At 71.0% G+C, this 13507-nt stretch carries 13 protein-coding genes; 8 read left to right on the plus strand and 5 right to left on the minus strand.

Annotated features, from left to right (window positions below; genetic code table 11):
- Positions 1–3: 3 nt before the first annotated feature.
- A complete protein-coding gene (gene tkt / locus ACF08B_RS16800) occupies positions 4–2091 on the minus strand; it encodes a transketolase (RefSeq protein ID WP_392318014.1) in 2088 nt (695 codons plus the stop codon).
- A 362-nt stretch (positions 2092–2453) separates the two neighbouring features.
- Here tkt and ACF08B_RS16805 point away from each other — a divergent pair, with 362 nt between their 5' ends.
- The 4 genes from ACF08B_RS16805 (at position 2454) to ACF08B_RS16820 (ending at position 5924) form a co-directional block, all read left to right on the plus strand.
- The gene (locus ACF08B_RS16805; protein WP_392318015.1) at positions 2454–3425 is read left to right on the plus strand and encodes a protoheme IX farnesyltransferase; all 972 of its coding nucleotides are present in this window, start codon (positions 2454–2456) and stop codon (positions 3423–3425) included.
- 91 nt (positions 3426–3516) lie between these two features.
- Positions 3517–3849 (plus strand): hypothetical protein, encoded by a 333-nt coding sequence (locus ACF08B_RS16810; RefSeq protein WP_073892565.1) that lies wholly within the window; start codon positions 3517–3519, stop codon positions 3847–3849.
- A gap of 151 nt (positions 3850–4000) precedes the next feature.
- Positions 4001–5107 (plus strand): amidohydrolase family protein, encoded by a 1107-nt coding sequence (locus tag ACF08B_RS16815; RefSeq protein ID WP_392318016.1) that lies wholly within the window; start codon positions 4001–4003, stop codon positions 5105–5107.
- A gap of 79 nt (positions 5108–5186) precedes the next feature.
- The gene (locus tag ACF08B_RS16820; RefSeq protein ID WP_392318017.1) at positions 5187–5924 is read left to right on the plus strand and encodes a nucleotidyltransferase domain-containing protein; all 738 of its coding nucleotides are present in this window, start codon (positions 5187–5189) and stop codon (positions 5922–5924) included.
- A 15-nt stretch (positions 5925–5939) separates the two neighbouring features.
- Here ACF08B_RS16820 and ACF08B_RS16825 read toward each other — a convergent pair whose 3' ends face one another.
- The 4 genes from ACF08B_RS16825 to ACF08B_RS16840 all read right to left on the minus strand — a co-directional run bounded on the left by ACF08B_RS16825 (position 5940) and on the right by ACF08B_RS16840 (position 9574).
- Entirely contained in the window at positions 5940–6932 is a 993-nt protein-coding gene (locus ACF08B_RS16825; RefSeq protein ID WP_392318143.1) for a heme A synthase, read from the minus strand.
- Positions 6933–7033: 101 nt separating this feature from the next.
- The gene (locus tag ACF08B_RS16830) at positions 7034–7807 is read right to left on the minus strand and encodes an ABC transporter permease (protein ID WP_392318018.1); all 774 of its coding nucleotides are present in this window, start codon (positions 7805–7807) and stop codon (positions 7034–7036) included.
- Entirely contained in the window at positions 7804–8727 is a 924-nt protein-coding gene (locus tag ACF08B_RS16835; RefSeq protein WP_093478616.1) for an ABC transporter ATP-binding protein, read from the minus strand. Before ACF08B_RS16835 ends, ACF08B_RS16830 begins: the two co-directional genes overlap by 4 nt.
- A 31-nt stretch (positions 8728–8758) precedes the next feature.
- Positions 8759–9574 carry an aminoglycoside N(3)-acetyltransferase gene (locus ACF08B_RS16840; protein WP_392318019.1) on the minus strand — a complete coding sequence of 272 codons (816 nt, stop codon included), beginning with the start codon at positions 9572–9574 and terminating at the stop codon, positions 8759–8761.
- 184 nt (positions 9575–9758) lie between these two features.
- On the opposite strand from ACF08B_RS16840, the gene ACF08B_RS16845 reads away from it, so the two are divergent.
- Genes ACF08B_RS16845 through ACF08B_RS16860 form a run of 4 tightly spaced genes read left to right on the plus strand, consistent with a single transcriptional unit; the run spans position 9759 to position 13503 of the window.
- Entirely contained in the window at positions 9759–10493 is a 735-nt protein-coding gene (locus ACF08B_RS16845; protein WP_073892549.1) for a metalloregulator ArsR/SmtB family transcription factor, read from the plus strand.
- A complete protein-coding gene (gene sufB / locus ACF08B_RS16850; protein ID WP_073892546.1) occupies positions 10490–11911 on the plus strand; it encodes a Fe-S cluster assembly protein SufB in 1422 nt (473 codons plus the stop codon). Before ACF08B_RS16845 ends, sufB begins: the two co-directional genes overlap by 4 nt.
- A 57-nt stretch (positions 11912–11968) precedes the next feature.
- Positions 11969–13186 (plus strand): Fe-S cluster assembly protein SufD, encoded by a 1218-nt coding sequence (gene sufD / locus ACF08B_RS16855; RefSeq protein ID WP_392318020.1) that lies wholly within the window; start codon positions 11969–11971, stop codon positions 13184–13186.
- Positions 13183–13503 (plus strand): non-heme iron oxygenase ferredoxin subunit, encoded by a 321-nt coding sequence (locus tag ACF08B_RS16860; RefSeq protein WP_285513308.1) that lies wholly within the window; start codon positions 13183–13185, stop codon positions 13501–13503. Before sufD ends, ACF08B_RS16860 begins: the two co-directional genes overlap by 4 nt.
- Positions 13504–13507: the final 4 nt, after the last annotated feature.

Here is a 13507-nt window from a genome sequence, read left to right on the forward strand (position 1 = left end):
GCGTCAGCGCTGTGCGGCGGTGATGGATTCCCGGGCCTTGGCGGCCACGTTCTCGGCGGTGAAGCCGAACTCGCGGAAGAGCACCTTGCCGTCCGCGGACGCACCGAAGTGCTCCAGGGAAACGATGCGGCCGGCGTCCCCCACGTACTTGTGCCAGGTCAGACCGATGCCCGCCTCCACGGCGACTCGGGCCTTGACCGACGGCGGCAGCACGGAGTCCCGGTACCCCTGGTCCTGCTGCTCGAACCACTCCACGCACGGCATGGACACGACCCGGGTGGGCACGCCGTCGGCCTGGAGCCGCTCACGTGCCTCGACGGCCACGTGCACCTCGGAACCGGTGGCGATCAGGATGACCTCGGCGTCGCCGCCCTCGGCCTCGAACAGCACGTAGCCGCCCTTGACCGCGTCCTCGTTCGGCTCGTAGGCCGGCACGCCCTGGCGGGTGAGCGCGAGGCCGTGCGGCTGGCCCTTGCCGAACTCCTTGGTGTAGCGCTTGAGGATCTCGCGCCACGCGATCGCGGTCTCGTTGGCGTCGGCCGGGCGGACGACGTTCAGGCCCGGGATGGCGCGCAGCGAGGCGAGGTGCTCGACGGGCTGGTGGGTGGGGCCGTCCTCGCCGAGACCGATGGAGTCGTGCGTCCACACGTACGTCACCGGCAGGTGCATCAGGGCCGACAGGCGCACGGCGTTGCGCATGTAGTCGGAGAAGACGAGGAAGGTGCCGCCGTAGACGCGGGTGTTGCCGTGCAGCGTGATGCCGTTCAGCTCCGCGCCCATCGAGTGCTCGCGGATGCCGAAGTGGATCGTGCGGCCGTACGGGTTGGCCTCGGGCAGCGGGTTCCCCTCGGGGAGGAAGGAGCTGTCCTTGTCGATCGTCGTGTTGTTCGACCCGGCGAGGTCGGCGGAGCCGCCCCACAGCTCGGGGACGACCGCGCCGAGGGCCTGGAGCACCTTGCCGGAGGCGGCGCGGGTGGCGACGGCCTTGCCCGGCTCGAACACCGGGAGCTTCTCCTCCCAGCCGGTGGGCAGCTCGCCCCGGCTGATGCGGTCGAAGTCCGCGGCGCGCTCGGCGTTGGCGTCCCGCCACTCCTGGAAGGACTTCTCCCACTCCGCCTTGGCCTGCCGGCCCCGCTCCAGCGCCTGGCGGGTGTGGTCGATGACGTCACCGTCGACCTGGAAGGACTTCTCCGGGTCGAAGCCGAGGACGCGCTTGGTGGCCGCGACCTCCTCGTCACCCAGCGCGGAGCCGTGGGCGGCCTCGGTGTTCTGGGCGTTCGGGGCCGGCCAGGCGATGATGGAGCGCATCGCGATGAAGGACGGCCGGTCCGTGACCGCCTTGGCCCGCTGGATCGCGGCGAAGATCGCGGCCGGGTCCAGGTCGCCGTTCTCCTGGGCCTCGACGCGCTGCACGTGCCAGCCGTAGGCCTCGTACCGCTTGACGGTGTCCTCGGAGACGGCCGTCTCGGTGTCGCCCTCGATCGAGATGTGGTTGTCGTCCCACAGCAGGACCAGGTTGCCGAGCTTCTGGTGGCCGGCCAGCGAGGACGCCTCGGCGGAGATGCCCTCCTGGAGGCAGCCGTCACCGGCGATGCAGAAGATGAAGTGGTCGAAGGGCGACTCGCCCTGCGGGGCCTCCGGGTCGAACAGGCCGCGCTCGTAGCGGGCGGCCATCGCCATGCCCACCGCGTTGGCGACGCCCTGGCCGAGCGGACCGGTGGTGGTCTCCACGCCCTTGGTGTGCCCGTACTCGGGGTGGCCCGGGGTCTTCGACCCCCAGGTGCGGAAGGACTCCAGGTCCTCCAGCTCCAGGCCGAAGCCGGCCAGGTAGAGCTGCGTGTAGAGGGTCAGGGAGGAGTGTCCGGCGGACAGTACGAAGCGGTCGCGTCCGACCCACTCCGGGTCGGCCGGGTCGTGCCGCATCACCTTCTGGAAGAGGGTGTAGGCGGCCGGGGCCAGGCTCATCGCCGTACCGGGATGGCCGTTGCCGACCTTCTGTACGGCGTCGGCGGCCAGGACGCGGGCGGTGTCCACGGCCCGCTGGTCCAGGTCGGTCCACTCAAGGTCTGTGGTGGTCGGCTTGGTGCTCACCCTGGGTCAGGGCTCCTCTCCACATGTCGGTCGCCGGTCTTCGGGGCATGCCCGCGACCCGGCCGCCGGCGTGCTTCTGCCCGCCGGCCGTTGTCGAGCCTACCCCCGTGAGGACGTGCGTTTTTTCGAGTGTTTCCAGACTGCCGGGAGTCCGTGCGATCCGCCTCCCGACTGGCCGGGAAGGCAGTCGGCACATGAATACGGAGGCGCTCATCTGACTGCTCAATCGAGCCCGAATGCGACCGATGAGCGACCCCCGTCAACACGAGCCCACCCCCGCGAAGGCCGGGGTATGGGCAACGTCTAAAGTGGCGTGGTACGCGCGAGCCTTTACCGGGACCTCACACGGGGGGCTTGCTGGGATGTCTCTGTCAGGGGTGTGCGTGACGGCCGTCGAATCCCGTCCATCGGGTGTGCTCGGTGGTGCGAGCCAGGGCCCGGCTCATCGGCCGTTCGGGGCCCGTGTCAAGGCGTTCGTGGCGCTGACCAAGCCGCGGATCATCGAGCTGCTGCTCATCACCACCGTTCCGGTGATGTTCCTGGCGCAGCAGGGTGTGCCGGACCTGACGCTGGTCCTGCTGACCTGTGTCGGCGGGTACCTCTCGGCCGGCGGCGCCAACGCGCTCAACATGTACATCGACCGGGACATCGACGCCCTGATGGACCGCACCTCGCAGCGGCCGCTGGTCACCGGCATGGTGAGCCCGGTCGAGTGCCTGGTCTTCGGCATCACTCTCGCGGTCGTCTCGACGCTGCTGTTCGGATTCACCGTCAACTGGCTGAGCGCCTGGCTCTCGCTCGGGGCCCTCCTCTTCTACGTCGTCGTCTACACGATGATCCTCAAACGGCGTACGTCGCAGAACATCGTGTGGGGCGGCATCGCGGGCTGCCTCCCGGTGCTGATCGGCTGGTCCTCCGTCACGAACTCCATGTCGTGGGCGCCGGTCATCCTCTTCCTCGTCATGTTCTTCTGGACGCCGCCGCACTACTGGCCGCTGTCCATGAAGGTCAAGGACGACTACGCGCGCGTGGGCGTGCCGATGCTTCCCGTCATCGCCTCCAACAAGGTCGTCGCGCGGCAGATCGTCATCTACAGCTGGGTGATGGTCGTCGTCTCCCTGCTGCTGACCCCGCTCGGCTACACGGGCTGGTTCTACACGGTGGTCGCCCTCGCCGCCGGCGGCTTCTGGCTCTGGGAGGCGCACGGCCTGCAGAACCGGGCGAAGGCCGAGGTGAGCGGCGCCAAGCTGAAGGAGATGCGTCTCTTCCACTGGTCGATCACCTACGTGTCGATCCTCTTCGTCGCCGTCGCGGTGGACCCCTTCCTCCGCTGACGTCACCTTCTCTCCGACGGGAGGGGTGCGTGGTCAAGGCCACGCACCCCTCCCGTCGCCGTTTGATCTACCCGTCGGTAGCATCCTGGCCATGGCAGACACGCAGCAGGTTGACCCGAAGGCCGAAGCCAAGGCCGAGCGCAAGGTGGCGAAGCTCGCCCGGCAGATCAGCGCCTTCTCCAAGGCCCACGGCGGTGCCGAGGGCCAGGTGGCCCACATCGGAGAACGCGGCGCCCGCATCGTCCTCGTCGGCGAGGACGGCGGCTGGGGCGACCTGGTGGCCCCCACGTACGCCATCGCCGAGCAGGCGGTGGAGAAGTCCGGCATCACCGTGCACGAGTCCTTCGACGGCGAGTTCGCGGCGAAGGTGCGGACGGGGCCGTACGAGTGGAAGCGGATGGCCGGCATCCAGGTCGGCGGCTGAGCGACCCGCACCGGAAGGGCGCGGGGCACCGCGCGATCAACCACATACGGTCTCAACCCGCCAAAGAACCCGCAGTCCCGGGCTCGGCCGCGACCTCGCACCCCCTTCACCCGTTAGGCCCGTCGAAGCCAGCGCCCGCGGGGAGGCCGGAATGATCGAAACGCCGTCCCTCGTGGACCAGTACTGCCACGGCGTACTGCGCACCGAGCTGGGCCTCGGCACCTTCGAGGCCCAGCTGGCCCGCACCGAGGGGCCACCGGCCCCGGGCACCACCCTCTTCGACACCCAGACGGGTTTCGCCCTACGGCGCTGGTGCCCGCCCCTGCTCGGCCTGGAGCCGCACTGCCCGCCGGCCCGCTACCTGGCCCGGCGCCGGGAACTGGGGGTCCTGGAGGCGGGCCGCCGACTGCTGCGGGGCAGCGGCATCACCACCTATCTCGTCGACACCGGCCTGCCCGGCGACCTCACCGGACCCGCCGACATGGCGGGCGACGGCGACGCCGACGCCCGCGAGATCGTCCGGCTGGAACTGCTCGCCGAGCAGGTCGCCGACACCTCCGGCACCGTCGAGGCCTTCCTCGCCAACCTCGCCGAGTCCGTCCACGGCGCCGCCGCGACCGCGGTCGCCTTCACCTCCGTCGCGGGCCTCAGGCACGGCCTGGCCCTCGCGCCCGAACCGCCCGGACCGGGAGAGGTGCGCGGGGCGGTGGGCCGCTGGCTGGCCGGACGGCGCGTCGGCGGGCCGCTGACCGACCCGGTACTGCTCCGGCACGTGCTGTGGATCGCCGTCGCCTCCGGCCTGCCACTGCAACTGCACGCGGGGCTCGGCGAGCCGGCCTCCCGCATCGACCGTACGGACCCGGTGCTGCTCACCGACTTCGTGCGGGCCACGGCCGGACTCGGCACCGACCTGATCCTGCTGCACGGCTACCCGTACCACCGCCACGCCGCCCATCTGGCGGGCGTCTTCCCGCACGTCTACGCCGACTCGGGCGCGGCGCTCGTGCGCACCGGCGCCCGCGCGGCCACGGTCCTCGCCGAGATCATGGAGCTGGCGCCCTTCGGCAAGATCCTGTTCTCGACCGGTGCCCACGGACTGCCCGAGCTGCACGTCGTCGGCGCCCGGCTCTTCCGCGAGGCGCTGGGCCGGGTCCTCGGCACCTGGGTCGCCGACGGCGCCTGGTCCCTGGAGGACGCGCAACGGGTGGCGCGGCTGATCGCGGCGGACAACGCGCGGCGCGTGTACGGGCTGGGATGAAACCGGTGCCGGCGGCCGCGCGGCGCACCGGCTGAAACGAGACCTGTACCAGGACGCGCCCGCTGTCCAGACTGATCCGATGGCCACCGACACGCTCGTCGCCCGCTTCCTGCGCGAACTGTCCGCCCTCGGGCCCCTGGCGGTGTGGGCGCACGGCTCACTGGCCGGCGGGGACTACCAGGAGGGCCGCAGCGACCTGGACCTCATCGCCGTACTGCCCGGGCCCGTGGGCCTCCGGCAGGTCTGGCGGGTGGCCGTGGCGCACCGGCGGCTGGGCGCGGAAACGCTCGCCGGGAAGCTCCACTGCAGCTACCTCACCCCGGACACCCTCTCCGACCCGGACCGCTCGCACCTGACCTGGGCGCACGGCGGGCCGATGCGCCGCCCGGTCACCCCCGTCACACGCCGTGAACTGCACGAGTTCGGCCTGGTCCTGCACGGTGAAGCGCCGTCCGCGCTGCTGCCGCCGGTACCGGACCGGCAGCTCGGCGACTTCGTCGTCCGGGACCAGCGGGACTTCTGGCGGCCGGCGGTGCGCAGGAGCCGGCTGTGGCGGCAGGACGTCTGGGTCGACCTGGGGCTGCTGACCTTCGCCCGGGCCACCGTGACCCTGCGCGACAAGAGGCTGGTCTCCAAACGGCAGGCGCTCGGCGAGCTGTCCGCGCTCGGCGCGCCCGAGGAGGTCGTGGCGGACATCGCGCGACGCCGCTACGAGGATCCCGCCCCGGCCGGAGACGCCTGGCTCGCCCGCCGCGCCGAACTGACCCGCGCCTACCTCGGCCCGGCGATCGACGCGCTGGTCACGGAGTACGGGTGAGCCGGGCGGGGTGGGTCAGGCGGACGTGCGGACCGTCGCCTCGGCCGCGGGGCCGGGCAGGTCCAGACCGGCCTGCGGGCGCTCGCGCAGCGAGAGCAGGACGCGCAGAGTGCCGATCCACACCAGGCACGAGCCGAACATGTGCAGGCCCACCAGCACCTCGGGCAGGTGGGTGAAGTACTGCACGTAACCGATCACGCCCTGGGCGAGCAGGATCAGGAACAGTTCCCGGGTCCGCGCCAGCGGACCCCGGGGCGCGTCCACCGCCTTCAGCACGAACCACAGGGCGAACGTCAGCGTGACCACGATCCAGGCGAGCACCGCGTGCAGTTTCGCGACGTTCTCCCAGTCGATGTGGATCCGGTCGACCTGGCTGGAGTCACCGGCGTGCGGGCCGGCCCCGGTCACCACCGTGCCGACCGCGATGAGCAGCACGGAGGCGGCCACCAGGAACCACACCAGCTGCTGCACGGCCTTGCCGACCAGCGGGCGCGGCGCCTCGTCGCCCTCCCGGGTGCGCTGCCACATCACCGTCGCCACGGCGATCAGCGCCGAGGACAGCAGGAAGTGCGCGGCCACCGTGTACGGGTTGAGACCGACCAGCACCACGATGCCGCCGAGCACCGCGTTGCCCATGACCACCCAGAACTGGGCCCAGCCCAGCCGGGTCAGGCCGCGCCGCCACGGCTTCTGGGAGCGGGCCGCCACGATCGCCCAGCCGACGGCGGCGCACAGCACGTACGTCAGCATGCGGTTGCCGAACTCGATGACCCCGTGGAAACCCATCTCCCGGGTGGTGGTCAGCGAGTCGTCGGTGCAGGTGGGCCAGGTCGGGCAGCCGAGGCCCGAGCCCGTCAGCCGTACGGCGCCGCCGGTGACGACGATGACCACCGCCATCACGAGCGCGGCGAGGGCCGCCCGCTGGACGGTCCGGGGGGCCGGGGTCCACCGTGCGGCGATGAAGGCGAGCGGGTTGCGCAGGGCCGCCTGGACGTCGGCAGGGTTCAGCTTTGGCACGCCACCATCGTAGGCCGCCGCTTGTGCACGCGTTCACGAGGGTCCGCTCACACGCGCGTCGCGCAAGTCCCGTCGCGCGGACCGGCGCCGGGTCACTCCCAGCGGAAGAACTTCCCGGCGGCGGCCAGCCCGGCCACCGCCCACACCGCGAGGACGCCCAGGTCGCCCCACGGCATCCCGGCGCCGTGCTGGAGCACGTCCCGCAGACCGTCCGAGAGCGCGGAGATGGGCAGCAGTCCGAGCACCTGCTGACCGGCCGTGCCGAACTTCTCCAGCGGCACGATCACCCCGCCGCCGACGAGCAGCAGCAGGAAGACGAGGTTGGCGGCGGCCAGCGTCGCCTCCGCCTTCAGGGTGCCGGCCATCAGCAGCCCGAGCCCCGAGAAGGCGGCCGTGCCGACGATCAGCAGGAGCAGGACGGCGGCCGGGTTCCCGTGCGGGGACCAGCCGAGCGCGAAGGCGATCGCCGTCAGCAGGATCACCTGGAGGACCTCCGTGACCAGCACGGACGCCGTCTTCGCGGTCATCAGGCCCCAGCGGGGGAGCGGGGAGGAGGCGAGCCGCTTCAGCACCCCGTAGCGGCGCTCGAAGCCCGTGGCGATGGCCTGGCCGGTGAACGCCGTCGACATCACCGCGAGGGCCAGGATGCCGGGCGCGAGGAAGTCGACCGCCTTGCCGGAGCCGGTGTCCACGATGTCGACGGAGCTGAACAGCACCAGCAGCAGCGTCGGGATGACGACCGTCAGCAGCAGCTGCTCGCCGTTGCGCAGCAGCATCCTGGTCTCCAGCGCGGCCTGCGCGGCGATCATGCGGGGGAGGGGGGCGGCACCCGGCTTCGGGGTGTAGGTGCCCGAGGCGGTGGTCATGAGCGCAGCTCCTTGCCGGTCAGCTCCAGGAAGACGTCCTCGAGGGTGTGCCGCTCCACCGAGATCCGGTCCGGCATCACCCCGTGCTGGGCGCACCACGAGGTCACCGTGGCCAGCAGCTGCGGATCGACCTTGCCGACGATCCGGTAGGAGCCGGGGGTCAGCTCGGCGGCCGTGCAGTCGGCCGGGAGCGCCTTGAGCAGGGAGCCCACGTCGAGGCCCGGGCGGCCGCCGAAGCGCAGGGTGTTCTCGGCGCCGCCCTTGCACAGCTCCTCGGGCGAGCCCTGGGCGATGACCCGGCCGCCGTCGATGATCGCCACGTCGTCGGCGAGCTGCTCGGCCTCGTCCATGTGGTGCGTGGTGAGGATCACCGAAACGCCGTCGGCGCGCAGGTCCCGCACCAGGTCCCAGGTGGCGCGGCGGGCCTGCGGGTCGAGGCCGGCCGTCGGTTCGTCCAGGAACACCAGCTCCGGGCGGCCCACGACGGCCATGGCGAGCGCGAGGCGCTGCTGCTGGCCGCCGGACAGCCGGCGGTAGCCGGTACGGCCGCAGGAGCCGAGTCCCAGCCGCTCGATGAGCGCGTCCACGTCCAGCGGGTGGGCGTGCAGCTTCGCCACGTGCCGCAGCATCTCGTCCGCCCGGGCGCCGGAGTAGACGCCCCCGGACTGGAGCATCACGCCGATGCGGGGCCTCAGCTGCGCGGACTGCCGTACCGGGTCGAGGCCCAGGACGCGCACCGTGCCGGAATCCGGCTTCCGGTACCCCTCGCAGGTCTCGACCGTGGTCGTCTTCCCCGCCCCGTTGGGGCCGAGGACGGCGGTCACTCCCGCCCGGGCCGCCAGGTCGAGGCCGTCCACCGCGGTCTTCGTGCCGTACCGCTTCACCAGGGCCTGGACCTGGACCACGGGCTCGCTTCGCATGGGTCCAAAGTCTAGGGAGACGCCGTGGCGCTCAGTCGCGGGGGTGCGGGAACTCCTCCTCACGGGGCCGGTGCAGCGGCAGCCAGCGCTCCGCGTAGGCCACCGCGTCCGCCACCGGGAACAGCCGCGCGTCCGCCGCGCCGACCGGGCCGCGCAGGACGGGCCGGTCCCTCTCGAAGTCGTGCCCCAGCTCGTCGAAGCGGTCGGAGGTGATGGAGACCTCGACGACCCGCTCCCAGCCGCCGCCCGGGGCGGGCCTGCCGACCTCGACGCGGGGCGCGGGTATCCGGTACTCGGCCAGGTGGAAGCTGGTGCAGGCGCCGTAGCCCGCGCCGAGCAGCAGCACCCGGGCGCCCAGCCTCTCCAGGCGGGCCAGCGGGCTGCGCTCGCCGAGCCGGCAGTCGGGCGCGTGGCCGTCGGTGATGTCCCGCGCCAGCGGACCGAGGGCGGCGAAAGAGGTCTGCGGATGGGCGCTGCGCACGGCGCCGGGCCAGGTCCGCACGGTCTCCGGGATCACGCCGACCCCGCGCGAGGGGGTGATCAGCGGTTCGTACGGCGGCATGGTGGCGCGGATGCGCTCCCACCACTCCTCGGGCACCGGCGGGTCCCCCCACAGGGCGGGATCGGACTGGTCGCCGGTCTGGCTGGGGACGACCAGCGTGCCCGAAGGGCCCAACGCGTCGAGGACGGCCCGGACGACCGCGACGGCCCCGCCGTTCACCCAGCCGAGGGAACTCAGCGAGGAGTGCAGGAGCAGTGTCTCTCCGGTCTCCACACCCAGCAGGCGCACCTGTCGGGCGATGCTGTCCCGGGTGACGAGAGGGCCGGTCGGAGGGGGTGTGGGCATGGTCCGGGAGTCTTCCCGACGGGGCCTCGCGGCGCCACCGAATTGCCTGGTCGGAGGCGGGCGAATGATCGATCAGAAGATCGTTTCCGCAGGTCGGATTAGGTTTGCCTAAGTGACGCAGGGCACCGCCCCATGATCCGGACGGCGCTTGTCAGGGTCGGAGGAATTACGCAACAATGGCGTTGTGAAAAACGTCGGCGAGGCTCGGGAGACCCCCACGGGGGCCCCTCAGGAGGAACTCGCGACCGGTGAGCGCTCGACGCGCAACCGGGTCGCGCGGTCCATCCTGGACCACGGCCCGTCGACCGTCGCCGACCTCGCCGGCCGGCTGGGACTGACCCAGGCGGCCGTCCGGCGTCACCTGGACGCGCTGGTCGCCGACGACGTCGTGGAGCCCCGCGAGCAGCGCGTGTACGGCACGCGCACGCGCGGGCGTCCCGCGAAGGTCTTCGCGCTGACCGACTGCGGCCGCGACGCCTTCGACCAGTCGTACGACAAGCTCGCCGCCGACGCGCTCCGCTGGATCGCCGAGCGCGAGGGCGGCCCCGAGGCGGTCGCCGCCTTCGCCCGCGCCCGGATCGCCGCACAGGCGGGCGCGTACCGCGAGGCCGTCGAGGCCGTGAGCCCCGACAAACGCGCCGAAGCGCTGGCCAAGGCCTTGAGCGCCGACGGGTACGCTGCTACGGCGCGCAGCGCACCGGTCGGTGAGCAGCTCTGCCAGCACCACTGCCCGGTCGCCCACGTCGCGGAGAAGTTCCCGCAGCTGTGCGAGGCGGAGACCGAGATCTTCGCCGAGCTGCTGGGTACGCACGTACAGCGACTGGCGACCATCGCGCACGGCGACGGCGTCTGCACGACGTTCATCCCCAAGATTTCCACTGACGCACCTGCAAGCACGGCCGGGAGGAACCCCGCATGACTCTCCCCACGGAGACTGCTCACCCCGAACTCGAGGGCCTGGGCAAGTACGAATACGGCTGGGCCGACTCCGACGTGGCCGGTGCGTCCGCGCGCCGTGGCCTGAACGAGGACGTCGTCCGCGACATCTCGGGCAAGAAGTCCGAGCCGGAGTGGATGACGAAGCTGCGTCTCAAGGGTCTGAAGCTCTTCGAGAAGAAGCCCATGCCGAACTGGGGCTCGGACCTGTCGGGCATCGACTTCGACAACATCAAGTACTTCGTGCGCTCCACGGAGAAGCAGGCGGAGTCCTGGGAGGACCTGCCCGAGGACATCAAGAACACCTACGACAAGCTGGGCATCCCGGAGGCCGAGAAGCAGCGCCTCGTCGCCGGTGTCGCCGCCCAGTACGAGTCGGAGGTCGTCTACCACCAGATCCGCGAGGACCTGGAGGAGCAGGGCGTCATCTTCCTCGACACCGACACCGCCCTGAAGGAGCACCCGGAGCTCTTCAAGGAGTACTTCGGCACGGTCATCCCGGCCGGTGACAACAAGTTCGCCTCGCTGAACACGGCCGTGTGGTCCGGCGGCTCCTTCATCTACGTGCCGAAGGGCGTGCACGTCGAGATCCCGCTCCAGGCCTACTTCCGTATCAACACGGAGAACATGGGCCAGTTCGAGCGGACCCTGATCATCGTCGACGAGGGTGCCTACGTGCACTACGTCGAGGGCTGCACGGCGCCGATCTACAAGTCGGACTCGCTGCACTCCGCGGTCGTCGAGATCATCGTCAAGAAGAACGCCCGCTGCCGTTACACGACCATCCAGAACTGGTCGAACAACGTCTACAACCTGGTCACCAAGCGCGCCGTGGCCTACGAGGGCGCGACCATGGAGTGGGTCGACGGCAACATCGGCTCCAAGGTGACGATGAAGTACCCGGCCGTCTACCTGATGGGCGAGCACGCCAAGGGCGAGACCCTGTCCATCGCCTTCGCGGGCGAGGGCCAGCACCAGGACGCCGGCGCGAAGATGGTCCACATGGCGCCGAACACGTCGTCCAACATCGTCTCCAAGTCGGTCGCGCGCGGTGGTGGCCGCACCTCCTACCGCGGTCTGATCGAGATCGGCGAGGGCGCCCCGGGCTCGAAGTCCAACGTGCTGTGCGACGCGCTGCTGGTCGACACCATCTCCCGCTCGGACACGTACCCGTACGTCGACGTCCGTGAGGACGACGTGTCCATGGGCCACGAGGCCACCGTCTCCAAGGTCTCCGAGGACCAGCTCTTCTACCTGATGAGCCGCGGTCTCTCCGAGGACGAGGCGATGGCGATGATCGTGCGCGGCTTCGTCGAGCCGATCGCCAAGGAACTGCCCATGGAATACGCGCTGGAGCTCAACCGGCTGATCGAGCTGCAGATGGAAGGCGCGGTCGGCTAGTCGCCACCGCCCCCACCATCAAGCCACTGACCTGAGAAAGCGAGCAATACGACAGCCATGGCTGAGGCTCAGAACTCCCCCACTCTCGGCTCCGCTCGAGCGGGGGGACCCCCACCTGTGGGCAGCACCACCGCCGGCTCGATCGCGGTCGCCGCGGAGTCGACCGTCGTCTCGCGCATGAGCGCGCCCCCGTCCTTCGACGTGGCGGACTTCCCGGTCCCGCACGGCCGTGAGGAGGAGTGGCGGTTCACCCCGCTGGAGCGGCTGCGCGGACTCCACGACGGCACCGCCGTCGCCACCGGTGACGGTGTGAAGGTCGACGTGCAGGCGCCCGAGGGCGTCACCGTCGAGGCCGTCGGCCGCGACGACGCACGGCTCGGCAGGGCGATCCCCGTGGACCGCGTCGCCGCGCAGGCGTACACCGCCTTCGAGCAGGCGTCGGTCGTGACCGTGCCGAAGGAGACCGTCCTCACCGAGCCGATCCGCATCGCGGTGCACGGCCAGGGCGGTACCGCCTTCGGCCACCAGGTGATCGAGCTGGGCGCCTTCGCCGAGGCCGTCGTGGTCATCGACCACACCGGCGACGCCGTTCTCGCGGCCAACGTCGACTACGTCCTCGGTGACGGCGCCAAGCTGACCGTCGTCTCCGTCCAGGACTGGGACGACAAGGCCGTCCACATCGCCCAGCACAACGCGCTGATCGGCCGGGACGCCTCCTTCAAGTCCGTGGTCGTGACCTTCGGCGGCGACGTGGTCCGTCTGCACCCGCGCGTGGAGTACGCCGGCCCCGGCGGCGAGGCCGAGCTGTTCGGCCTGTACTTCACCGACGCCGGTCAGCACCAGGAGCACCGCCTGCTGGTCACCCACAACACCCCGCACTGCAAGTCGAACGTCGTCTACAAGGGCGCGCTCCAGGGCGAGGCCGCCCACGCGGTGTGGATCGGTGACGTGCTCATCGAGGCCAAGGCCGAGGGCACGGACACGTACGAGATGAACCGCAACCTGGTCCTCACGGACGGCGCGCGGGTCGACTCGGTGCCGAACCTGGAGATCGAGACCGGCGAGATCGTCGGCGCCGGCCACGCCTCCGCGACCGGCCGCTTCGACGACGAGCAGCTCTTCTACCTGATGGCCCGCGGCATCCCGGAGTACGAGGCCCGCCGACTGGTGGTCCGCGGCTTCTTCGCCGAGCTGGTCCAGCAGATCGGCGTCACGGACATCGAGGAGCGCCTGCTCGCCAAGATCGAGGAGGAGCTGGAGGCTTCGGTCGCATGACGACCTTCGTACGCGTCTGCGGACTGAGCGAGCTGGAGGAGGACACCCCCAAGCGGGTGGAACTCGACGGCACGCCGGTCTCGGTCGTGAGGACCGAGGGGGAGGTGTTCGCCATCCACGACATCTGCTCCCACGCGAACGTCTCGCTCTCCGAGGGCGAGGTGGAGGACTGCCAGATCGAGTGCTGGCTGCACGGCTCCGCCTTCGACCTGCGCACCGGCAAGCCGTCCGGCCTCCCGGCCACCCGCCCCGTCCCCGTATACCCCGTAAAGATCGAAGGGGACGACGTGCTCGTCTCCCTCACCCAGGAGTCCTGAGGCA

This window comes from Streptomyces sp. NPDC015139 (assembly GCF_043079785.1).
Taxonomy (GTDB): Bacteria; Actinomycetota; Actinomycetes; order Streptomycetales; family Streptomycetaceae; genus Streptomyces; species Streptomyces albidocamelliae.